Below are 21,668 nucleotides of genomic sequence, written 5' to 3'. Positions count from 1 at the left end.
CTTTAGTATAATAAACGGGTTGAGGGGTGTTTTAATGTTAAAATCCAAAATGAATTGGAAAACAGCTTCCTCTATAAACGAGGAATGGAAAGTACTTCAAAAAAAAATGAACCTGTCTCCTCTCGCAGCAAAAGTATTATCTGCTAGAGGATTTTCCTCTGTAGAAGAGGCCTCCTCCTTTTTGGACACGAGTATGTCCAGGCTCCACGACCCTTTTTTACTGGATGGCATGGAGCGGGCGGTCTCCCGAATAAAACAGGCGATAGAAGATAAAGAAAAGATATTGATTTTTGGTGATTATGACGCAGATGGTGTATCCAGCACAACGTTAATGGTGCTTCTGCTCAAAGAAGCAGGAGCGGTGTTCGGCTGGTATATTCCTAATCGCTTTACAGAAGGCTACGGGCCCAACGTACCGGCTGTGGAACAGGCAGCGGCTGACGGAGCGTCCCTGATGATTACGGTGGATACGGGAATTAGTGCAAAAAATGAAGTAGCCGCAGCCAATGCACTGGGAATGGATGTTATTATTACCGATCATCATGAGCCGCCTCCAGAACTGCCGGAAGCCTATGCAATTATAAATCCGAAAAAACCGGGATGCCCTTATCCATTTAAAGAACTGGCCGGTGTCGGCGTTGCTTTTAAAGTGGCTCACGCCCTGCTTGGAGAAATGCCCGAACATTATTTAGATCTAGTGACCCTTGGTACGATAAGCGACCTCGTGCCGCTTATCGGTGAAAACAGGAGTATGGTGAAAAAAGGCCTTCATTCTCTTACCTCTTCTACAAGGCCCGGAATTTCGGCATTGAAGAAAGTGTGCGGTATTGAAGCGGAAACGATGCAGGAAGATCATGTAGGATTTACAATGGGGCCGCGTTTGAATGCAGCCGGGCGTATGGATTCCGCTGATCCGGCTGTTCACCTGCTGCTCTCTGAAAATGGAGAAGAAGCGGCCGAATGGGCCGAGCGCATAGATACGTTGAACCAATCGAGAAAAAATATAGTAAAAGAATTAACAGAGACAGCCGTAAAACAGGTGGAAGACAAACGTTATTACGAAAATGAAGTAATCATCACTGGAGGAGAGGGATGGAACGAGGGAGTTATCGGCATTGTTGCCTCACGGCTTGTTGAAACATACCACCATCCAGTCATTGTTTTATCGATTAATGCCGAAACCAAAACGGCAAAAGGATCAGCCCGGAGTATTGAAGGCTTTAATATGTTTGAGCATTTATCCCGGCAGCGTCCGCTTCTTGAAAAATTCGGAGGCCATGAAATGGCAGCCGGCCTTTCCATGAATGTAGAGAATATTGAAAGCCTGCGCACAGAGCTGTGCCGGCAGGCCGCATCTGTGCTGGATCCTTCTGCCTATGTCGCTTCTGCTTCGATTGACCTGCAGGTACCTTTATCTGATATTACGGTGTCGGCGCTCGAAGATCTAAGTACGCTTGCCCCATTCGGCATGGCAAACCCAAAGCCTGTGTTTCTGCTTGAAGATGTAGAGATTACTGCATTCAAGAAAATAGGCAGTGACAAAACACACTTGAAGCTTTCGCTGGAACAAGCCGGCAGCCGGCTCGATGGTATTGCTTTTCAAAAAGGCCACCTGGCTGATCAAATGACAGTAACAGCAAATGCTTCATTCATAGGTCAGCTTTCCATAAATGAATGGAACAATTTCCGTAAGCCTCAGCTGATGATGCACGATATGGCTATTACAACATGCCAGATTCACGATAAGCGCCAGCAAAAAGGGCTCAAACAGATGATACAGGCACTTCCTGCCGGGACGGCGGCAGTCGTTTTTCAGGATCAGACAAAAGCGTTAATAGCAGACGAGCTGCCTGACGATGCAAATCTATACATGGCCCGTGATCTGGCAGAGCCTCTGGAAGAAAAATATACAGCTTTTATTGATATTCCAGCCTCACTTGAAGAATTAAACCAGGCGCTTCATTTCTGCCGGCAGACAGAGCATATGTATGCCTGTTTTTTCACGGAAGAAGAAACGTATTTCCAGCACGGCGGCACAAGAGAGCATTTTAAGTGGTTTTATTCCTTTTTAAATAAGTATCAGTCGTTTAATATGGATACGCTCAAACAAAAGCTGATTCAGCAGAAAGGCTGGAAAGCGGCAGATATTGATTTTATGACAGACGTATTTACGGAGCTTGGGTTTGTCAGGATGGATGGCAGCATGATTGAATTTTTAGGATCGAATGAAAAGAAGCCGCTGACAGAATCAGTTTCATACAGGCGCCGGGACCAGCTTAAACAGATGGAGCAGGACCTGCTTTTTTCCACGTACAGGCAGCTTAAAGACCGGCTGCTGGGGGAACTGCTTTTAGATAAACAAGACAATGAACAAAGAGAGAAGGTTAATCATGGATTATAAGAAATATATTACGGTCGTTGAGGATTACCCGAAAGAAGGCATTCGTTTTAAAGATATAACCACCCTTATGCAAAACGGTCCGGCCTACAAAGAGGCAATTAACGAAATGAAAGAATTCGCGAAAGACAAGAACATAGACGTGATTGTCGGACCAGAGGCCAGAGGATTTGTGGTAGGCTGTCCGATTGCCTATGCTATGGAAATCGGGTTTGCGCCTGTACGAAAGAAAGGAAAACTGCCCCGGGAGACAGTAGATATGGATTACGGGCTTGAATACGGGGAAGATCAGCTTTCCATGCACCTGGATTCCATTAAACCCGGGCAGCGTGTATTAATCACGGATGATCTGCTGGCTACCGGCGGTACTATTCATGCCACTGTAAAGCTTGTAGAAGAGCTTGGCGGTATTGTAGCAGGTCTGGCTTTTCTGATTGAACTGGACTACCTGAACGGCCGCGGAAAGCTTGCTGAACTTGGCGAATATGATATTTTTTCTTTAGTGACTTTTCAATAAATCAGTCAAAGGCTGATAGTTGTACAAAAAGTACTCCTGAAACGGAGTGCTTTTTTTATTTCTTGAATAAAGTAGTGCAAATGAGGGCATAGTCGAGTTATACTTAACAGATTAGACCCAAATTTGCATGGAGAGCCTTTTAACAAAGTACAGACCTTTTAAGTTAATTAGAACAAGTCTAAAAACTTTACAGAAAAGCAATTCTTACAGATAATATAGAAAATAGAAAAAACACGTTATAGTAGAAAGGTGTGCAGGGTGATTCCATGACCATCGACGAAGTGTTGGAAAAAGCTCGACATTATTTATCCGAAAATCATGTCTCTTTTTTAGAAAAAGCATATAAATATGCAGAAGAAGCTCACAAAGATCAGTACCGCAAGTCTGGAGAGCCATATATCCTCCATCCCATTCAAGTAGCAGGAATATTAGTAGACCTTGAAATGGACCCCAATACAGTTGCGGGTGCTTTTTTGCATGACGTGGTGGAAGATACGGAAGTAACCGTGGAGGACATTACGGAAGCATTTAACGAAGAAGTAGCTATGCTGGTAGATGGCGTAACCAAATTAAAGAAAATTAAATATAAATCAAAAGAAGAACAGCAGGCGGAGAATCACCGGAAAATGGTCGTTGCGATGGCAAAGGATATTCGGGTTATCCTGATCAAACTGGCAGACCGCCTGCACAACATGAGAACGTTAAAGCATCTGCCGCCGGATAAACAGCGCCGTATATCCAATGAAACCCTGGAAATATTCGCGCCGCTTGCCCACCGTCTTGGTATTTCAAAGATTAAGTGGGAGCTTGAGGATACGGCTCTGCGTTATTTAGATCCGCAGCAGTATTACCGGATCGTTAACCTCATGAAGCAGAAGCGCGCAGAGCGTGAGCAGTATATTGAAGAAGTGATCGGGGATATCAATCATAATCTTGATGATTTAAACATCAAAGCTGAAATGTACGGACGTCCCAAGCATATTTACAGCATTTACCGGAAAATGGTCAAACAGAAAAAACAGTTTAACGAAATATATGATCTGCTGGCCGTGCGTATTATTGTAAAGAGCATCCGGGACTGTTACGCCGTGCTGGGTATTATCCATACCTGCTGGAAGCCGATGCCGGGACGATTTAAAGATTATATTGCGATGCCAAAAGCAAATATGTACCAGTCTCTTCACACGACCGTCATCGGTCCAAAAGGAGAGCCGCTTGAAGTGCAGATCCGCTCTACCGATATGCACCGTGTAGCTGAATTTGGTGTAGCTGCACACTGGGCCTACAAAGAAGGCAAAAGCGTTTCCGGAAAGCAGACGTTCGAAGACAAGTTAACATGGTTCCGGGAGATTATTGAATGGCAGAATGATGCCGATGACGCCCAGGATTTCATGGAATCATTAAAAATGGACCTGTTTTCCGACATGGTATTTGTGTTCAGTCCGAAAGGTGACGTTATCGAGCTGCCGAGAGGATCGGTGCCTATTGATTTTGCGTACCGCATTCATACGGAAATCGGAAACCGGACCATTGGAGCTAAAGTAAACGGGAAAATGGTGCCGCTTGATTATCAGCTTGATACCGGTGATATTGTAGAAATGCTGACTTCCAAACATTCCTACGGCCCGAGCCAGGACTGGCTCAAGCTTACCCAGAGTTCCCATGCTAAAAATAAAATTAAGCAGTTTTATAAAAAAGAACGACGCGAAGAAAACGTTCAAAAAGGTAAAGAGCTGGTGGAAAAAGAATTAAAAAACCAGGATTACGATCCAAAGCAGATCCTTACCGAAGAGAACAAAAATGAAGCTGCTGACAAATTCAGCTTCAGCGGAGAAGAAGATATGTTTGCTGCCGTAGGCTACAATGGCGTAAGCCCCAAGCAGATTGTAACCAGACTGACAGACAAGATCCGCCACCAGAACGAACAGGAAGAAAAGCAGTCCGTGGCTGAAGCAGTTAAAACGATTAATACGAATCATCCCGTGAAGAAAACAAACGCAGGGGTACGTGTTAAAGGGGTGGATAACCTGCTTATCCGGTTATCCAAATGCTGCAGCCCGGTGCCGGGTGATGATATTGTAGGTTTTATTACGAAGGGGCGGGGAGTATCCATCCACCGCCGGGACTGTGCAAATGTAGACAATGACGAAGCGCGTCCCCGCCTTCTCGATGTAGAATGGGAAGGCTCAGTTGAAACGAATAAAAACTACAATGTGGATATAGAAATTATCGGTTACGACAGGCGCGGCCTGTTGAATGAAGTGCTGCACTGTGTGACGGAAGCAAAAACAAATATTAATGCAGTCAGCGGACGAAGCGACAAAAATAAAATGGCATTTATTGATTTGAGCATATCCATCCACAACACCGGTCATTTACAGAAAGTTGTAGAGAAAATAAAAAAACTGCCGGATATTTATACAGTGCAGCGCGTTATGCATTAATGCCGGTTTACAGAAAGGGCACATCCGAGCAATGAAAGTCATAATTCAGCGAGTATCAGAAGGAGCCTGTTCCATTGATGGAGAGATTTCCGGTTCTATTACAGAAGGGCTTGTTGTATTAGCGGGATTTACTCACGTTGATACGCACCGGGAAGTAGAATGGATGGCTGAAAAAATAGTTAATCTCCGCATTTTTGAAAATACAGATGGGAAATTCGACAAATCCCTGCTCGATATTTCGGGTGAAGTGTTGTCGATTTCACAGTTCACGCTGTACGGAGACGCTCAAAAAGGCAGGCGTCCAAGCTTTACAGAAGCCGCCCGGCCGGAAGATGCCGAACCGCTTTATCATTTGTTTAATGAGAAACTCCGTGAAAAAAAAGTTACGGTGGCGGAGGGAAAATTCGGCGCGGATATGCAGATATCACTAACGAACAACGGACCCGTTACCCTTACGCTGGAATCCCCCGGATCAAAGGCATAATACGCAGGTTCGTATTGACACAAAAGCTAATTATTCGTATGATGGAATTCGATAGAAAACCAATGATGGAGAAAAGTATGTAAAGGTAGACGAGGTCAGAGAAGAGATGCCAAGGCTGGAAGCATTTCTGCTCGTTATTTACAGAAAGACACTCCTTAGGTGCTGCTTTGAAACCACGGGAAGTAAAGGCAGCCGTATACAGGCGTTAACTGTTAAAGCGGGAGCTTGCAAAGCTCTAACCAGGGTGGTACCACGGGAATAAATCCCGTCCCTCATATTTTTGAGGGGCGGGTTTTTTGTGTTTTTTATTAAGCTGGTGGAGGCATCGACAATTATTTTTAAAGGAGTGGGGAAATGGCAGTTCAAATACCTAGAGGAACCCAGGATATACTTCCGGGAACATCAGAAAAATGGCAGTATGTAGAAAACAGAATGCGCGATTTATGCCGGGCTTTTAATTATTCGGAAATCCGCACTCCTATTTTTGAACAGACAGAGCTGTTTCAACGCAGCGTTGGAGACACGACGGATATTGTACAGAAGGAAATGTACACTTTTGAAGATAAAGGCGGACGCAGCATGACCCTCCGGCCGGAGGGAACGGCATCTGTAGTGCGTTCTTACGTAGAAAACAAACGCTTTGGGCTTCCGGATCAGCCGGATAAGTTATATTATATTGGTCCTATGTTCCGCTATGAGCGCCCGCAGTCGGGGAGAATGAGACAATTCGTTCAGTTCGGGGTTGAGGCGATAGGCAGTGATGATCCTTCTATTGACGCCGAAGTTATTGCTCTGGCGATGGAGCTGTATTCGTCTCTTGGATTAAAAGGATTGAAGCTGGTTATTAACAGCCTTGGAGATAAGGAAAGCCGTGAGAATCACAAGCAGGCGCTCATCAGCCACTTCAAGCCAAGCATCGATGAGTTCTGCAGCGACTGCCAGGAGCGTCTGGAAAAAAATCCGCTCCGCATCCTGGACTGTAAAAAAGACAAAGATCATCCTTTAATGGAAACGGCACCGTCTATTCTCGATTATCTTAATGAAGACAGCCGCCGCTATTTTGAAAAAGTACAGGCTTTTCTCAGCCAGATGGATATTTCATTCGAAATCGATCCAGGGCTGGTAAGAGGACTGGATTATTACAACAACACAGCCTTTGAAATTATGATTGAAGGAGAAGGATTTGGCGCGATAACTACGTTGACAGGGGGCGGCCGCTACAACGGCTTAACAGAAGAGCTCGGAGGACCGGAAGCACCCGGTATTGGCTTTGCCTTAAGTATTGAAAGACTGCTGATGGCACTTTCCGCCCAGAATGTGGAGCTTCCTGTCGAAAAAGGTCTGGACTGCTATGTAGTAACCATGGGGGAAAAGGCAGAAACAGAAGCGGTATCTATTCTTTGGGATCTGCGTCGAAAAGGACTTCGCGTGGAGAAAGATTACATGCAGAAAAAAATCAAAGCGCAGTTTAAAGCAGCCGATCGAATGAATGCGGCTTATACTGTTGTTATTGGTGAGGATGAACTGCAGAGCGGAGAAGTCAGTATTAAAAAAATGAGCGATGGCAGCCAGGAAAAAACGGCAATAGCAGATCTAGCTGCCTATCTGACTGATAAAACGGGGAGAGAATAATATGGGAAAAAGAACACATTATGCAGGAGATATAACGGAATCACTTATTGGGGAAAAGGTCCGCCTGAAAGGATGGGCCCAGACGAGAAGAGATCTGGGACAGGTTATCTTTATTGACCTGCGCGACCGCAGCGGAATTGTGCAGATTGTAGCCAATCCGGAAATTTCGGCGGATGCTTTGGAAACCGCGGACAGCGTACGCAGCGAATATGTGCTGGAAATCTACGGTACAGTCGTACAGAGAGACGAGGAAACGTATAACGAAAAGATTCCTACCGGTACGGTGGAAATCCGTGTAGAACAGATCGATATTTTAAATACATCCAAACCGCTTCCTTTCCAGATCGACAGCAATCAGGAAATTTCGGAAGATGTCCGCCTGAAGTATCGTTACCTTGATTTAAGAAGAGAAGAAATGCGGGAAACCATTAAGCTGCGCAACCGCGTGACTAAAATTATCCGTGACTATATGGATGACAACGAATTTGTCGACATTGAAACGCCAATGCTGACAAAAAGCACACCGGAAGGAGCCCGGGATTATTTGGTGCCAAGCCGCGTGCATAAAGGGGAATTCTATGCCCTTCCTCAGTCTCCGCAGCTGTTTAAACAGCTTTTGATGGTATCCGGTTTTGAAAGATACTACCAGATTGTACGTTGTTTCAGGGATGAAGACCTGCGGGCAGACCGTCAGCCGGAATTCACCCAGCTTGATATTGAAGCCTCTTTCCTGGAAACGGAAGAATTTCTTCCTATGATTGAAGAACTGATGAAGAAAACCGTAAAAGAAGTTCTCGGCAAAGACGTCGAGACCCCTTTTCCAAGAATGACATATGAAGACGCAATGAACCGTTATGGTTCCGATAAGCCGGATACGAGATTCGGCCTGGAGCTTACAGAGCTCTCTCATATTGTAGGCAACAGCGATTTTAAAGTGTTTGCCCAGGCGGTTAAAAACGGCGGTATTGTGAAAGGCCTGAACGTTAAAGGCGCCGCTCCAAAAATGTCCCGCAAGGAAATTGACGAGCTGGCGGATTTTGCAGCGATTTACGGTGCAAAGGGACTGGCATGGCTTCGTGTAGAAGAAGATATGCTGCGCGGCCCAATTGCGAAATTCTTTACAGAAGAAGAAACGGAGCAAATTAAATCGGCAATGGATGCAGAACCGGGAGATCTGCTTTTCTTTGGCGCAGATAAAAAAGAAGTTGTTTACGCTACGATGGGTGCGCTTCGTCTGAAATTCGGAAAAGATTTCGAGATGATCGATGAGTCTAAATACAACTTCCTTTGGGTAACGGAATTTCCGCTTGTAGAATACGACGACAATTCAAAGCGCTATACAGCGATGCATCACCCGTTTACAAGTCCTCTTAAAGAGGATGCGCACAAGCTTGACTCGGAGCCGGAAAACGTAAGGGCGGAAGCGTATGATATCGTCCTTAACGGCTATGAGATCGGTGGAGGCTCCCAGCGTATTTATAAAAAAGATATGCAGCAGAGCATGTTCAAGGCACTCGGCTTCAGCCAGGAAGAAGCCCAGGAGCAGTTCGGCTTTCTGCTTGATGCATTTGAGTTCGGCACGCCGCCACACGGAGGAATTGCCCTTGGACTGGACCGTTTTGTTATGATTCTTGCAGGACGGGACAACCTTCGTGATACGATTGCTTTTCCAAAAACAGCCAGCGCAAGCGATCCTTTGACAGGAGCGCCTGGGGCTGTCAGCGAACAGCAGCTTAAAGAACTGCATCTTAAACTGGCCATTGCAAAAAAAGAAGAACAAACAAAATAATTTTAGTTAAAAAAGGTTCCAATTATCGAGTAACGATAATCGGAACCTTTCTTTTTAAATAGCAGCCGTATAATTATAGGTGTTCCAATGTATGGAACGTTGAAATAAACTTTTCAGGCGAGGAATGGATATGAAAGGTACGGATGCCAAACACTGTATGAACATATAAAAACCCAATTTGTTCTTCAGACCAGCGGTAGGAAAGATCAAAAATATCTTCCAGGTAGTATACATGCTGTTCACTTTCAATCCTGTCATCATATAAACAAAGAGAAGAGACGTGTTTTATCCGCTTTTTTTCAAGCCACTCGATTTTCTGTTCAATGAAGACAGTGTCCTGCTCGACGAGGGGCTGCCGGGTATTGTTTTTTTGAACGGAGGAATTAGTCAATATGCTGTGCTCCCTTCTTTAACATAAGTCTTTTAAAAAGAGTACCACAAAGAAACAGGAAAGTTTAGTGATAACAAATACTCTTAAATATGCCGGTTAAGTATCTTGACCATTCGCATCCGTCATGCTATGATAAAAACACAATTTGAAGAGTCCTGAGGTGTACGTAGAACACTGTACGTTTTGAGCCAACACCTATACATCGGGAGCCTGATGTTTTCATCGAAAGTGCATGCCTCTGCGAAGTGGAAGCACGGACGATGAAGCAGGGCACCCACCTGCGAGAGCAGGCTTCAAAACAAAGTTAGTTTAACGGCACTACGGGACTCTTCCTAATTACTACTACAAATTCTTACTCCGAAGGCTGTTACTTCGGGGTTTTTTATATGCTGATCTTATGACTTAATAGATAGTGGGGGAAGTAAATGCGTACGCTGCGGTCGAAATTATTAGTCTTTTTTGTATCCATTACAAGTATCCCACTGCTCGTAATTGGTTTTGTTTCGTATGAAACTCAGGAATCGGATCTTTCAAATCGTATAGAACAAACGTTAATATCATTCTCCGCAAATTTGTCCGTATCGGTAGAAGGAATGATACAAGAACGGCTTTCCGACCTGGAGCAGCTGGCGACAAGCCCTGTTATACGTGATCCGGAGGCTACCGAAGAAGAACTGCAGGCTGAATTTACCCGTTTTATCGAATCCCAGGAGATGTATCATGGCATGGTATTCACGGATAATGAAGGCACGATTGCCCATTCCACAGAAGATAATGCGATCGGGCAGGATGTTAATGACGTGGTTTGGTACGAAGAAGCTAAAAACGGAGATCTCTATTTCTCTGACCTGTTTATGTCCAAAGTACTTGAGCGGCCGATTTTAGCGATGTCAGCCGGGGTTAAGGATGAAGAAGGCAATAATATAGGCGTGATTTCGCCGGCCTATGACCTGGTTTCACTTGAAACGTTTATCTGGGACAGAATGAACCGTTTTACAGATGAGCAGGAGCAGCTGGGGATGAATGGAGAAGCCTTTATTCTAAATGAAGAGGGTTATTATATCGCCCATCCGGACAGTGGATATATTCTGGATCGTAATTTTATCCGGGACACGGAACTCAGCACGGAGGAATTCCGGGAAATGGGAAATTCTCCATCGCTTACGATGAACAGAAGTGAAGAAACGGTCAGTACGGTGGTACCGATTGAACAGATGGAAGGCTTTGATAACCAGTGGTACGTAGGAATTTCCGTACCTGAAAGTGCATTATATGCTCCATTAAGAAGACTGCTGCTTACATATGTGATTTTATTCAGCGCCGTGCTCATTATTACGATCCTGGCGGCTGTTGCCCTTTCCAGATATATTGTCAGACCGCTCGAACTGCTGGTGACGGCAACGCGGGACTTTGCTGTAGGAAAGCCCGTTATGCCTCTGCCTTCAGCCTCCTACTCCGAGGTTAATGAGCTTACACAGACATTTAACGTGATGACGGCCAGATTGGAAGAGAGGGAAAAAAGCCATAAAAAATCAACATTAATTCTTGAAACAACCGACAACGGTGTTATTTCCATTAACAAAAGCACCTATGCTGTTACTACATTTAATTATGCTGCAAGTTCGCTTTTTAAATTGAATAAAAATAATGTTCTTGCTTCATCCCTTGATGATTTAAAAAATCAGAGCAGCTTATTTCGTGCTTTTATCGAAAAAATTGATCTGGAGCTGGAAAAAGAGGAAACAAAGGAAATGGAGCTGACCTTTGAGGGGAAAACCTACTATTTTATTACGAGCGTGACGCTTCTGCCAAGGCTAGAAGATGCTGAACAGGTAGAAGATATTTTAATCGTTTTTAATGATGTGACCGATAACAGAGCGCTTGAAAAGGAATTGATACGAAGCGAAAAACTTCAGGCAGTAGGAAAACTTGCGTCAGGTTTTGCCCATGAAATCCGCAATCCGCTTACGACGATAAAAGGATTTATTCAATTATTTAAAGAAACGTCCGAGCAGAAAGAGGAAGAAGTCCAGCATTATCAAATTATTCTAAGTGAAATTGACCGGGTGAACGGAATTGTCCGCGATCTTCTCGGAATTGCGAGTCCTGAATACGATGAAAAGGCAGTTCAGGTCAACATGAATACAATTCTGCAGGATATTGTGTATCTCCATAAAGACCAGGCGCAGGCAAAAAATATAGAGATTCATACGCCCTGGCAGGAGATTCCCGATATATATGCCAATGAAAAAAAACTAAAGCAGCTTTATTTGAATTTACTTCAAAATGCGATGGAAGCCGTGAAGGAAAATGGCAGAGTCAGCATAAGAACATATGAATTCCTTAATGAAGCCGGCCGTTCCTGTATTGGGGTGGAGATAGAAGATACCGGAGACGGTATGGATGCCCGCACGCTTTCTAAACTGGGGACCCCGTTTTTCACAACGAAAGATGAAGGCACGGGACTGGGACTGATGATCTGCTATCAGATTGTAAGTGAAATGGATGGAAAGATTAAAGTGTTTTCAGCTGAAGGCAAGGGTACGTTGTTTCAGCTTACGTTTCCAACAGAATAAAAGAAAAAGCCGGAAGGGACGCTCCTTCCGGCTTTTTCTATATAACAGCGTTACCGCTTTGTCATTTTCTTATGCCCTTCCGCTAAAGCGTGTTCAAATTTGTTATGGGTTCTGGCTTCATAATATATTTCATTTTTCACTGCATCGGGCAGGTACTGCTGAGCGAGCCAGCCGCCCGGTTCGTTATGCGGGTATTTATATTCCACTCCCCGGTTCAGACTAGAAGATCCTTTATAATGGGAATCTTTCAAGTGGCGGGGGATTTCTGGAGTCCCGTGTTTTAACAGGGACTCGCGGGCTTTATCCACCGCTTTGTAGGCACTGTTTGATTTAGGGGAGAGGCAGAGCTCCACGACGACATTTGCGAGCGGAATGCGTGCTTCCGGAAAGCCGAGTCTTTCTGCTGCTTCCACAGCTGCAACAGCTCTGGCTCCTGCCTGGGGATTGGCCAGGCCTACATCTTCATAGGCGGTAACGATAAGCCTTCTGCTGATACTGATTAAATCCCCGGCTTCGATCAGTCTTGCCAGATAATGAAGGGCGGCATCCGGATCGCTCCCCCGAATTGATTTTTGAAAAGCAGAAAGCACGTCATAATGAGCATCACCGTCTTTATCGTGCTGAAAACGGTTGTGCTGTATACATTCTTCCGCCGTTTCTTTAGTAATCGTAACGGGCTGATCGGAAGAAGAGCTGGATAACACTGCGATTTCCAAAGCGTTTAAAGCAGCTCTCGCATCTCCGCCGCAGGCATAGGCAAGGTGTTCCGCTGCTTCTTCGGATAAATCAGCATTAAAGGAGCCGAGGCCTCGCTCCTCATCTTCCATAGCGGCAAATAAAAGTTCTTTAATATCGTTATGTTCCAGGCGGTGCAGTTCGAAAATCTGGCATCGGCTGCGAATGGCAGGATTAATGGAATGATACGGATTGGCAGTGGTGGCACCGATCATCGTAATCAGTCCTTTTTCCAGGTGGGGAAGGAGAAAATCCTGCTTTGTTTTATCCAGCCGATGTACTTCATCCATAATGACAATTAAATGATTGGATATTTTTGCTTCTGCCACGGCTATTTCCATATCTTTTTTATTGTGGACTACCGCATTCAACATTTTAAATGGGGTGTCGGTACTCCCTGCAATGGCGGAAGCAATTGATGTTTTTCCGGTGCCGGGAGGGCCGTATAGTATAAGGGAAGTGAGACGGTTGGCAGTTATCATTCGTTTTAGAAGCTTTCCCTCTTCCAAAAGGTGCTGCTGTCCTGCAATTTCTTCTATCGTTCTCGGCCTCATTCGATAAGCCAGAGGCTGCTGTTTGTTTTTCATAAAATCCTCCATCTTGCAGCCGGCTCAAATGGGCTTTACGCTGCATCGTATCTACAGCCTTTATTATAGAGAGAGCGGCGGCGGAAGTAAATAAAGGGACATAGAGCACTCCTATGCAAATAATGGGGCTTTCATGCTATAATAGCGTAGACTTCAGTGTGAATCGGTTGAAAGAAGGTCTTTGATGGTAAAATTATATACAAAACGCGAGCATCTTTTCATGCGGTGGCTGATTTTTATGATAGGATTGGTCATTGTATCATTTGGAATTGCGTTGATGATCCGTGCAGATCTCGGCAGCGCTCCCTGGGATGTTCTTCACATTGGCCTCCGCGATCAACTGGGCCTGACGGTAGGAACTTGGAGCATTATAATCGGTATCATCGTAATTGTGATGACATCCCTGCTGCAAAAGGAGACTCCTCAGGCAGGCGGAATAGTAAATATGCTCTTAATTGGAGTGTTTATTGATATATTTCTTCTTCTCATTGAAACACCATCCCTGCTGGCAGTTCAGATCATTATGCTTTTAGCAGGAATTATTATTATCGGCTATGGAATTGGGCTTTATATAGCGCCAGAGGTCGGTGCAGGGCCCAGGGACAGTCTGATGATTGCACTGCATGAGCGGACAGGATGGAAAATTTCCAGAGTGAGAATTATGATGGAAACAGTAGTCCTTGCTGTCGGCTGGGCTTTAGGAGGACCTGTTTTTGTCGGTACTATTCTTTTTTGCCTCGGCATCGGGCAGGTAGTAGGTTTTGCTATGCCTCAAACGTCGAAGCTCGTGCATTATTTGATTGAAAGAGGTGGCAGACATGAAAATTTCAACAAAAGGACGTTACGGCCTTACCATAATGATGGCATTAGCAAAAAAACACGGTGAAGGACCGACATCATTAAAATCCATAGCTCGTGAACATGAACTTTCTGAACATTATTTAGAGCAGCTGATTGCCCCGCTTCGAAACGCCATGCTTGTGAAAAGCGTGCGTGGAGCATACGGCGGTTATATGCTGACGAAAGAACCTTCCGAAATTACAGCGGGCGACATTATCCGTGTGCTGGAAGGCCCAATAAGCCCGGTGGAAGTCCTCGAGGACGAAGAACCGGTAAAGCGGGCGCTGTGGATAAAAATAAGAGACGCTGTGAAAGATGTTCTCGATAACACAACCCTTGAATATTTAGCGAACTATAAAGAAGAAGGCGACATGCAGGACTATATGTTTTACATTTAAACTATGCGAGGAGGGGGCGTAAAGTGGCCTCAGCCATTTATTTGGATCATGCGGCGACAACGCCCATGCTTCCGGAAGTAATTGAAACGATCACAAAAAGCATGCAGGATTCCTACGGTAACGCATCGAGCATTCATAGAATGGGAAGAGATGCGAGAAAGCAGCTTGATAAGGCAAGAAGCATGCTTGCAGAAACGATTCGTGCCGATGCGCGGGACATTGTTTTTACAAGCGGGGGCACCGAAGCAAACAATCTCGCGCTAACCGGCTATGCCAGAGCCAATAAAGAAAACGGAAAGCATATTATTACAAGCGCTGTAGAGCACCATGCTGTTCTGCACCCTCTTGAAAAGCTTCAACAGGAAGGGTTTGACGTTACTTTTCTTCCTGTAGATCAAACAGGGGCAGTATCCCTGGATCAGCTCAAAGCGGCTTTTCGGGAAGATACGATTTTAGTAAGCATTATGCACAGCAATAACGAAACGGGTGTTTTACAGCCTGTAGAGGATATAGCAGCGTTTGTTAAAAACACACGGGCGGCTATGCACACAGATGCGGTACAGTCGTACGGACTTTCCAATCTGGATGTAGAAAAGCTGGGCGTGGATATGCTTTCTGTTTCTGCCCATAAAATTAACGGGCCTAAAGGAACAGGATTTTTGTATATCCGCCGGGGAACGCTGGTGGACCCGCTGCATGCAGGCGGTGAACAAGAGCGCAGGAAAAGAGCGGGAACGGAAAATGTACCGGGAGCAGCTGGTTTTGCAAAAGCAGCGGAAGAGAAAACCCTGTCCCGTGAACAGGCAGCCGCCGATTTGTCAGCACTAAAAAAACACTTTTTAAGCCGTCTTGAAGAAGAAGCGGTTTCTTTTGCCGTTAATGGGGAGGTTTCCCGGACGCAGCCGCATATCGTGAATATTTATTTACCCGGCGTACAGATGGAATCGTTTTTAGTGCAGCTGGATATGGAAGGAATTTACGCTTCCAGCGGTTCTGCCTGCACAGCCGGATCCATGCAGCCATCCCATGTAATAGAAGCTATGTATCCAGGGGAAGAAAGAGCATACTCTTCGATACGGTTCAGCTTTGGGATAGGCAATACGCTTGAAGAGATAGACAAAACAGCAGCCGTTATAGGAAAAATAATAAAACGCTCGTAGAAGCGGAAGGGAGAAAAAAATGGCAGTTAAACAAAAAGCCCCGGAAGATACAAGAGTGGTTGTCGGAATGTCCGGCGGCGTGGACTCTTCGGTTACAGCAGCCCTTCTCAAAGATCAGGGCTATGAAGTAATTGGTATTTTTATGAAGAACTGGGACGATACGGACGGCAGTGGATTCTGTACAGCCACTGAAGATTTTGATGATGTAGTCAAGGTCTGCAATCAGCTGGATATCCCGTATTACGCGGTCAATTTTGAAAAAAAATACTGGGATCTTGTGTTTACGTATTTCCTTGATGAATACCGGGCAGGGAGAACGCCGAACCCCGACGTAATGTGCAACAAAGAAATCAAGTTTCAGGCGTTCCTGCAGCATGCTCTTTCGCTTGGTGCCGACTATCTGGCGACAGGCCATTACGCACAGGTGGAAACCGACAGCGATGGAAACGTTACGATGAAGCGCGGCGTAGACAATAATAAAGATCAGACGTATTTTTTAAATCAGCTGAGCCAGTCACAGATTGAGCAGGTTATGTTTCCGCTTGGAGGCATGAACAAGCAGAAAGTCCGCGAAATCGCAGAAGAAAAAGGATTGGCTACCGCTAAAAAGAAAGACAGCACGGGCATCTGCTTTATCGGCGAAAGAAACTTTAAAGACTTTCTTCAGTCCTTTCTTCCGGCACAGCCGGGGTCAATGGTTACGGTAGACGGAGAAGTAAAAGGCTCCCATGAAGGCCTGATGTATTATACGCTCGGACAGCGCCAGGGACTTGGCATCGGCGGCGCCGGTGAGCCGTGGTTTGTTATCCGCAAAGACCTTGAAAATAATAATCTTATCGTAGGACAGGGCTATCATAACGACGGCCTTTACAGCGACGAACTGGAAGCGTCCGGACTGAACTGGATTAATAAGGAGTACACGGAACCGTTCGACTGTACGGCAAAATTCAGATACCGTCAGGCGGATCAGGCGGTAACCGTTTATCCATCAGCAGACGGCAGCGCACGTGTCGTGTTTCATGAGCCGCAGCGCGCGGTAACTCCAGGGCAGTCTGTCGTGTTTTATGATGGTGATATCTGTCTGGGCGGAGCAACAATTGAATATGCAGTAAAAAAAGAGGAGAGCGTTGAGGTTTAAAACGTTGTCCTCTTTTCCCTCTATCATGCGAATCAATACAAAAGGAGATTTTTAATATGGATACGAATCAACAGGCTCTGCAGGAACTACAGGAAGGAAATATGGAAGAAGCAGCCAGGCTATTAAATCAGGCGATTGAAGAAGAGCCGGATAACCCGGTCGCCTATATTAATTTTGGAAACCTGCTTGCCGAACTGGGAGAAGCAGAAAAAGCGCTGCGCTTTTTTGAAAAAGGGATAGAACTGGACAGCAGTGCCGCTGCCGCATACTACGGAGCAGGCAATGTGTTGTTTAATGAAGATAAGTTTGCGGAAGCGCTGACCATGTACCAGCAGGCCCATAAAGCCGGACTTGATGACAGCAGTCTTCATTACATGCTCGGAATGGCGTATTTTCAGTCCGGCCGTGTACCCCATGCGATGGCTTCTTTTAAACGTGCCGTAGAGCTGGACGCAGAAGATACGGAAGCCCGTTTTTACTATGCAATGAGTATGGCCCAGAACGGAATGGTCGAAGAGGCAGTGGCAGAATTCCACGTGGTGACAGAGCAGGACCCGGAACATGCGGATGCTTATTTTAATCTGGGAGTAGGCTATCTTCATACGAAAGGGGCCGCGGAGGCGCTTCCCTACTTTGAACAGGCGATTGAAATAGAGCCGGACCATATGCTTGCCCATAACGGCAAAAAAGAGGCGTCCAAGCTATTAAATGAGTAACGGAGGAATAAGCGATGAATGACTATTATCCGGAAGCCTATGCCTCCTCTTATATTACAGGCTCTGTGCTTCATATTATTTTCCGGAATGAGGAAAATGGGTATACTGTTTTAGTCATTAAAGTAAAAAAATCGGAACCAAAGCTTGATGAAAAGAAAATGAGCATCGTCGGCTACTTTCCGGAAATTGACAGTGAAGAAATGTACCGCTTTGAAGGAGCGTATAAAGACCATCCCCGGTTTGGCAAACAATATGTAGTGCAATCCTATGAAAAGCTGGTGCCGACGGAAAAAGAAGCACTAATCGGATATTTATCGAGCGACCGTTTTCCAGGCATTGGGGAGAAGACAGCGGGGAAATTAGTCGAGGCGTATGGAGAAAATGTAATTTCCCATGTGCTCGATGATCCGGAACGATTAAAAGAAGTGGTCGGATGGAACGAAGAAAAACGGAATAAAGTGTACCAGGCGATGCTTGAAAACCAGGGAATGGAGAGAGCGATCACGCGTCTTACCCGTCTTGGATTTGGTATGGAACTGGCCGTGAAAATCTACAATTCCTATAAAGAACAGACGCTTCATATTATTGAATCTTCTCCCTATCAGCTCGTATGGGATATCCAGGGCATTGGTTTTGTAAAAGCCGACCGTCTTGGTAAAAGTCTGGGTATTAAGCATGACGACTTAGAAAGAGTAAAAGCAGGTATTTTATACTTATTGTATGAAAAAACCATGCAGGAGGGCCATGTCTATGTGCCGGCGCTGGACCTGCTTGAAGAAGCAGGCGAGCTACTGAAAGAAAGACAGGCCATGGAAGCCGATTTACTGGCGGAGGGGCTCCGGGTGCTGGAACAGGAAGAAAAGGTCAGCCGGGAAGATCAGTTTGTATACGTTTCTTCTTTATACTATGCAGAAAAAGGGTTTGCCGCAAAAGTACGAAAGATGGCTGAATCTGGGGAGCTGGAAGAAACGTTTCCTGAATCGGAATTTCTGGAAGCGCTTGGAGAAACGGAAGAAAAGTACAGCATTGAATACGCCGAACAGCAGAAAGAAGCTATAAAACAGGCGATCCACTCCAAAATTATGATTCTGACCGGTGGGCCGGGTACCGGTAAAACGACGGTTATCCGGGCCATTGTGGAAGTGTTTGCTTCACTGCACGGTTTTCCACTTGATCCGAAAGAGTATAAAAAAGATGAAGCCTATCCTATCGTACTCGCCGCGCCTACAGGACGCGCAGCAAAACGAATGAAAGAATCCACGGGTCTGGCCGCCTCCACGATTCATAAGCTTCTTGGTTTTAATGGCGAAGAAGGAATGGATATTGAAGCAAGAGAGGAAGATTTGTACCTGCCCGGCAAGCTGCTGATCATAGATGAAGTATCGATGGTGGATATGTGGCTTGCCAACCAGCTGTTCCGTGCCGTGCCGGATGATATGCAGGTCATTCTTGTTGGGGATGAAGACCAGCTTCCTTCTGTCGGACCGGGACAGGTGCTGACGGATTTAATCGAATCCGATAAGCTGCCGGTCGTATCGTTGTCTGTCGTCTACCGGCAGGCTGAAGGCTCATCTATTATTGATCTGGCCCATGCTATCAAAGCGGGAGGCCTTCCGGAAGATATAAAAGGAAAATATCCGGACAGGCGGTTCTTTCCCTGTTCAAAAGCGCAGACGGCGGAATTAATTGTGAAAGTGTGTGACGGGGCTGTAAAAAAAGGATACGATCCGATGGATATCCAGGTGCTTGCCCCCATGTACAGGGGACCGGCAGGAGTGCATGAATTAAACAAGCAGCTTCAGCATCTATTTAATCCACTTTCACAGAAAAAGAAAACCGTCAGTTTTGGAGAAGTGACCTACCAGAAGGACGACATCGTGCTTCAGCTTGTAAATAATCCGGAACAGGGCGTGTTTAACGGGGATCGCGGAAGAATTGAAGCGATCTTCGAAGCAAAAGAAACAGCAGATAAACAAATGCAGGTGATTATTACGTTTGATAATAAAGAAGTCACCTATTCACGACAGGATCTGAATCAGATCATGCTGGCATATTGCTCCTCCATCCACAAGTCACAGGGAAGCGAATTTCCAATTGTGGTCGTTCCGATGCTGATGGCGTACCGCAGAATGCTGAGACGTAACTTAGTGTATACGGCGATTACAAGGGCAAAGGACTATTTAATACTATGCGGGGAATATGAAGCATTGGAACTTGCCGTACAGACGGAACACAAAGATACCCGCTACACACGGCTGAAAGAAAAGCTGGAAACACCCTCAGATGAAACGATTAACAAATAAAGAGCTGTTTCAAAAGTCCATTAAAAGACAAAACCTTTACATGGTGCTTTGATAAAAAAGGAGAAACAGGACCAGGCGGAAGCTATCGGCAGGCCATGCCTCAGCTAAAGAGGAAAGAGCCCTCTCTTTAACTTCACCGATGGCTGTTCTGCCAGAGTCCCCGCCTGGTCTTTGCTGCATGTGCGGTTTTCCTTCGTTACAGCAGAGTGGACCATCATAATAATACAAGAAACCTCGTATTCCTTTTGAAAGGAATACGAGGTTTCTTGATGGACCTTTTTTCTAATGAAATGGAATATCAAATCCACAAAATAGGTTTTGGGACAGGCCCTTTGTTATTTAGAAAACATGCCTTTAAAAGCGAATGATACATTCTGAGGCCTCTCAGCAAGGCGCCTCATAAAGTAGCTGTACCAGTCATTACCGAAAGGAACGTAAGTTCTGAATCTATATCCCTCCTGTGCAAGAGCCTCCTGCATGTCAGTGCGGAAGCCATATAACATCTGAAATTCGAATTGATCAGCAGGAATTCCTGCTTCGGCGGTGAAGTTCTTGACCTCTTCAATAATCCGGTGGTCATGTGTTGCAATGGCCGTGTAGCTGCCGCTAGTTAAATGCTGTTTAATAATATTCAGGAAGTTAGCATCAATCTGCTTTTTATCCTGCCAGGCAACAGCATCATCTTCTTTGTAGGCGCCTTTGACTAAACGAAGGGGCACTCCTTTTAAATCATCTATATCGTCAGAGGCTCTATATAAGTATGCCTGAATTACGGTGCCCACGTTATCATATTCTTTTCGCAGTCTTTTCAGCATATCAAGCGTAGGCTGGCAGTGCGCATAATCTTCCATGTCGATTCGTACAAATAGCTGCAGAGAGGCTGCTTTTTCCAATATTTCTTTCATGAATTGGAAACAAAGCTCCCGGTCAATATCAATTCCGAGCTGCGTTAATTTTAATGAAAGATAACAGTCTGCGCCGCAGCGGTCGACAGCCTCTAAAGTGCGCAGACAGTGCTCAGCAGCTTCTTTTGCTTCCTGCTCGCTGGACACAAACTCCCCGAGATGATCAACGGCAGCAAGTATGCCTTTGCGGTTAAGGGAAAGGACGGTATCCATCGCGCTTTCAATGGATTCTCCGGCGACTACTTTGGCCGCCCCCAGATTAAACCCCCAGCGTTTAGCACTCTTATTCAGTGTTTTGTTTTGTGATAAAAACAAAAAGAAGTTTCTCGATGTTTTCTGCATAGCTTTCTCCTTTCATTGGGAAAAACAGCAGCTTGGACAAGCGGCAGAGGGGAACCAAAGATAATGAGACGCGGTATTCGCACGTGAAAATCTCCGCGTGCCCGCTCGAAACGAGTGTGGTTATTGACACTAATGCCCCCAGTGCCAGAGAAAATATAATAACATGTATTCTGTTCTATATATTCTCTGCCGGGAATGGAAATTCCTTCTTTCAGGCGGGGCATACAGCGGGCGTAATAGTTGGGGGAGTCAATCGCTTCAGCCGTTTCGATGGCTGCTGCTTGCTATGAGTTACCGGCTTCAAATACGAAAC

General features: G+C 45.4%; 16 protein-coding genes, 1 other RNA gene and 1 other annotated feature. Of the genes, 14 read left to right on the top strand and 3 right to left on the bottom strand.

Translation table 11 applies throughout. The features are described 5' to 3' along the window. Positions 1-34: 34 nt before the first annotated feature. From recJ to aspS, 6 genes are all read left to right on the top strand, one after another. Positions 35-2,401: a single-stranded-DNA-specific exonuclease RecJ gene (gene recJ, locus ATL39_RS11385; protein WP_120193476.1), complete on the top strand. Its 2,367-nt coding sequence runs from the start codon at positions 35-37 to the stop codon at positions 2,399-2,401. Further along, entirely contained in the window at positions 2,391-2,915 is a 525-nt protein-coding gene (locus tag ATL39_RS11380; protein WP_120193475.1) for an adenine phosphoribosyltransferase, read from the top strand. Before recJ ends, ATL39_RS11380 begins: the two co-directional genes overlap by 11 nt. 266 nt (positions 2,916-3,181) lie before the next feature. After that, the gene (locus ATL39_RS11375; protein ID WP_120193474.1) at positions 3,182-5,359 is read left to right on the top strand and encodes a RelA/SpoT family protein; all 2,178 of its coding nucleotides are present in this window, start codon (positions 3,182-3,184) and stop codon (positions 5,357-5,359) included. A gap of 31 nt (positions 5,360-5,390) precedes the next feature. Continuing rightward, on the top strand, positions 5,391-5,843 hold the full coding sequence (dtd, locus tag ATL39_RS11370) for a D-aminoacyl-tRNA deacylase (protein ID WP_120193473.1): 453 nt from the start codon (positions 5,391-5,393) through the stop codon (positions 5,841-5,843). A gap of 53 nt (positions 5,844-5,896) precedes the next feature. After that, positions 5,897-6,119 (top strand) — a binding site (T-box leader). A 78-nt stretch (positions 6,120-6,197) separates the two neighbouring features. Next, on the top strand, positions 6,198-7,475 hold the full coding sequence (gene hisS / locus ATL39_RS11365; protein WP_120193472.1) for a histidine--tRNA ligase: 1,278 nt from the start codon (positions 6,198-6,200) through the stop codon (positions 7,473-7,475). 1 nt (position 7,476) lies between these two features. Beyond that, positions 7,477-9,264 carry an aspartate--tRNA ligase gene (aspS, locus tag ATL39_RS11360; RefSeq protein WP_120193471.1) on the top strand — a complete coding sequence of 596 codons (1,788 nt, stop codon included), beginning with the start codon at positions 7,477-7,479 and terminating at the stop codon, positions 9,262-9,264. A 73-nt stretch (positions 9,265-9,337) separates the two neighbouring features. On the opposite strand, the gene ATL39_RS11355 is transcribed toward aspS, so the two are convergent. Then, on the bottom strand, positions 9,338-9,655 hold the full coding sequence (locus ATL39_RS11355; protein ID WP_120193470.1) for a hypothetical protein: 318 nt from the start codon (positions 9,653-9,655) through the stop codon (positions 9,338-9,340). Between the two features lie 149 nt (positions 9,656-9,804). On the opposite strand from ATL39_RS11355, the gene ssrS reads away from it, so the two are divergent. Continuing rightward, positions 9,805-9,986: non-coding RNA, 6S RNA (ssrS, locus tag ATL39_RS11350), on the top strand. Positions 9,987-10,080: 94 nt separating this feature from the next. Continuing rightward, positions 10,081-12,231, top strand: a complete 2,151-nt coding sequence (locus ATL39_RS11345) for a PAS domain-containing sensor histidine kinase (RefSeq protein ID WP_120193469.1) — start codon at positions 10,081-10,083, stop codon at positions 12,229-12,231. Positions 12,232-12,281: 50 nt separating this feature from the next. Here the strand turns inward: ATL39_RS11345 and ATL39_RS11340 are convergent, their stop codons facing one another. Beyond that, on the bottom strand, positions 12,282-13,553 hold the full coding sequence (locus ATL39_RS11340) for a replication-associated recombination protein A (RefSeq protein ID WP_120193468.1): 1,272 nt from the start codon (positions 13,551-13,553) through the stop codon (positions 12,282-12,284). Between the two features lie 184 nt (positions 13,554-13,737). Between ATL39_RS11340 and ATL39_RS11335 the strand changes: the two genes are divergently transcribed. From ATL39_RS11335 to recD2, 6 genes are read left to right on the top strand one after another with little or no spacing between them, the layout of a single operon-like run. Continuing rightward, positions 13,738-14,439 carry a YczE/YyaS/YitT family protein gene (locus ATL39_RS11335; protein WP_120193467.1) on the top strand — a complete coding sequence of 234 codons (702 nt, stop codon included), beginning with the start codon at positions 13,738-13,740 and terminating at the stop codon, positions 14,437-14,439. Further along, the gene (gene cymR, locus ATL39_RS11330) at positions 14,372-14,791 is read left to right on the top strand and encodes a cysteine metabolism transcriptional regulator CymR (protein ID WP_120193466.1); all 420 of its coding nucleotides are present in this window, start codon (positions 14,372-14,374) and stop codon (positions 14,789-14,791) included. The genes ATL39_RS11335 and cymR overlap by 68 nt, the downstream gene beginning before the upstream one ends. A 23-nt stretch (positions 14,792-14,814) precedes the next feature. Further along, positions 14,815-15,951 carry a cysteine desulfurase family protein gene (locus tag ATL39_RS11325; RefSeq protein WP_281270894.1) on the top strand — a complete coding sequence of 379 codons (1,137 nt, stop codon included), beginning with the start codon at positions 14,815-14,817 and terminating at the stop codon, positions 15,949-15,951. A gap of 19 nt (positions 15,952-15,970) precedes the next feature. After that, complete coding sequence (mnmA, locus tag ATL39_RS11320) at positions 15,971-17,089, top strand: tRNA 2-thiouridine(34) synthase MnmA (RefSeq protein WP_120193465.1); 1,119 nt, start codon at positions 15,971-15,973, stop codon at positions 17,087-17,089. Positions 17,090-17,145: 56 nt separating this feature from the next. Continuing rightward, entirely contained in the window at positions 17,146-17,805 is a 660-nt protein-coding gene (locus ATL39_RS11315) for a tetratricopeptide repeat protein (RefSeq protein WP_120193464.1), read from the top strand. Between the two features lie 14 nt (positions 17,806-17,819). Continuing rightward, complete coding sequence (gene recD2, locus ATL39_RS11310; RefSeq protein WP_120193463.1) at positions 17,820-20,108, top strand: SF1B family DNA helicase RecD2; 2,289 nt, start codon at positions 17,820-17,822, stop codon at positions 20,106-20,108. A gap of 335 nt (positions 20,109-20,443) precedes the next feature. Here recD2 and ATL39_RS11305 read toward each other — a convergent pair whose 3' ends face one another. Beyond that, positions 20,444-21,355 (bottom strand): proline dehydrogenase family protein, encoded by a 912-nt coding sequence (locus tag ATL39_RS11305; protein ID WP_120193462.1) that lies wholly within the window; start codon positions 21,353-21,355, stop codon positions 20,444-20,446. Between the last annotated feature and the right edge of the window lie 313 nt (positions 21,356-21,668).

Origin of the sequence: Sinobaca qinghaiensis, from assembly GCF_003610495.1 — a bacterium.
GTDB lineage: Bacteria > Bacillota > Bacilli > Bacillales > Marinococcaceae > Sinobaca > Sinobaca qinghaiensis.
This window is presented reverse-complemented; position numbering and strand designations above follow the sequence as displayed.

Excerpts from the sequence above, each read along its gene's own strand:
- recJ (WP_120193476.1), top strand. The coding sequence starts at position 35 with ATGTTAAAATCCAAAATGAATTGGAAAACAGCTTCCTCTATAAACGAG.
- ATL39_RS11380 (WP_120193475.1), top strand. The coding sequence starts at position 2,391 with ATGGATTATAAGAAATATATTACGGTCGTTGAGGATTACCCGAAAGAA.
- ATL39_RS11375 (WP_120193474.1), top strand. The coding sequence starts at position 3,182 with ATGACCATCGACGAAGTGTTGGAAAAAGCTCGACATTATTTATCCGAA.
- dtd (WP_120193473.1), top strand. The coding sequence starts at position 5,391 with ATGAAAGTCATAATTCAGCGAGTATCAGAAGGAGCCTGTTCCATTGAT.
- hisS (WP_120193472.1), top strand. The coding sequence starts at position 6,198 with ATGGCAGTTCAAATACCTAGAGGAACCCAGGATATACTTCCGGGAACA.
- aspS (WP_120193471.1), top strand. The coding sequence starts at position 7,477 with ATGGGAAAAAGAACACATTATGCAGGAGATATAACGGAATCACTTATT.
- ATL39_RS11345 (WP_120193469.1), top strand. The coding sequence starts at position 10,081 with ATGCGTACGCTGCGGTCGAAATTATTAGTCTTTTTTGTATCCATTACA.
- ATL39_RS11340 (WP_120193468.1), bottom strand. The coding sequence starts at position 13,553 with ATGAAAAACAAACAGCAGCCTCTGGCTTATCGAATGAGGCCGAGAACG.
- ATL39_RS11335 (WP_120193467.1), top strand. The coding sequence starts at position 13,738 with ATGGTAAAATTATATACAAAACGCGAGCATCTTTTCATGCGGTGGCTG.
- cymR (WP_120193466.1), top strand. The coding sequence starts at position 14,372 with ATGAAAATTTCAACAAAAGGACGTTACGGCCTTACCATAATGATGGCA.
- mnmA (WP_120193465.1), top strand. The coding sequence starts at position 15,971 with ATGGCAGTTAAACAAAAAGCCCCGGAAGATACAAGAGTGGTTGTCGGA.
- ATL39_RS11315 (WP_120193464.1), top strand. The coding sequence starts at position 17,146 with ATGGATACGAATCAACAGGCTCTGCAGGAACTACAGGAAGGAAATATG.
- recD2 (WP_120193463.1), top strand. The coding sequence starts at position 17,820 with ATGAATGACTATTATCCGGAAGCCTATGCCTCCTCTTATATTACAGGC.
- ATL39_RS11305 (WP_120193462.1), bottom strand. The coding sequence starts at position 21,355 with ATGCAGAAAACATCGAGAAACTTCTTTTTGTTTTTATCACAAAACAAA.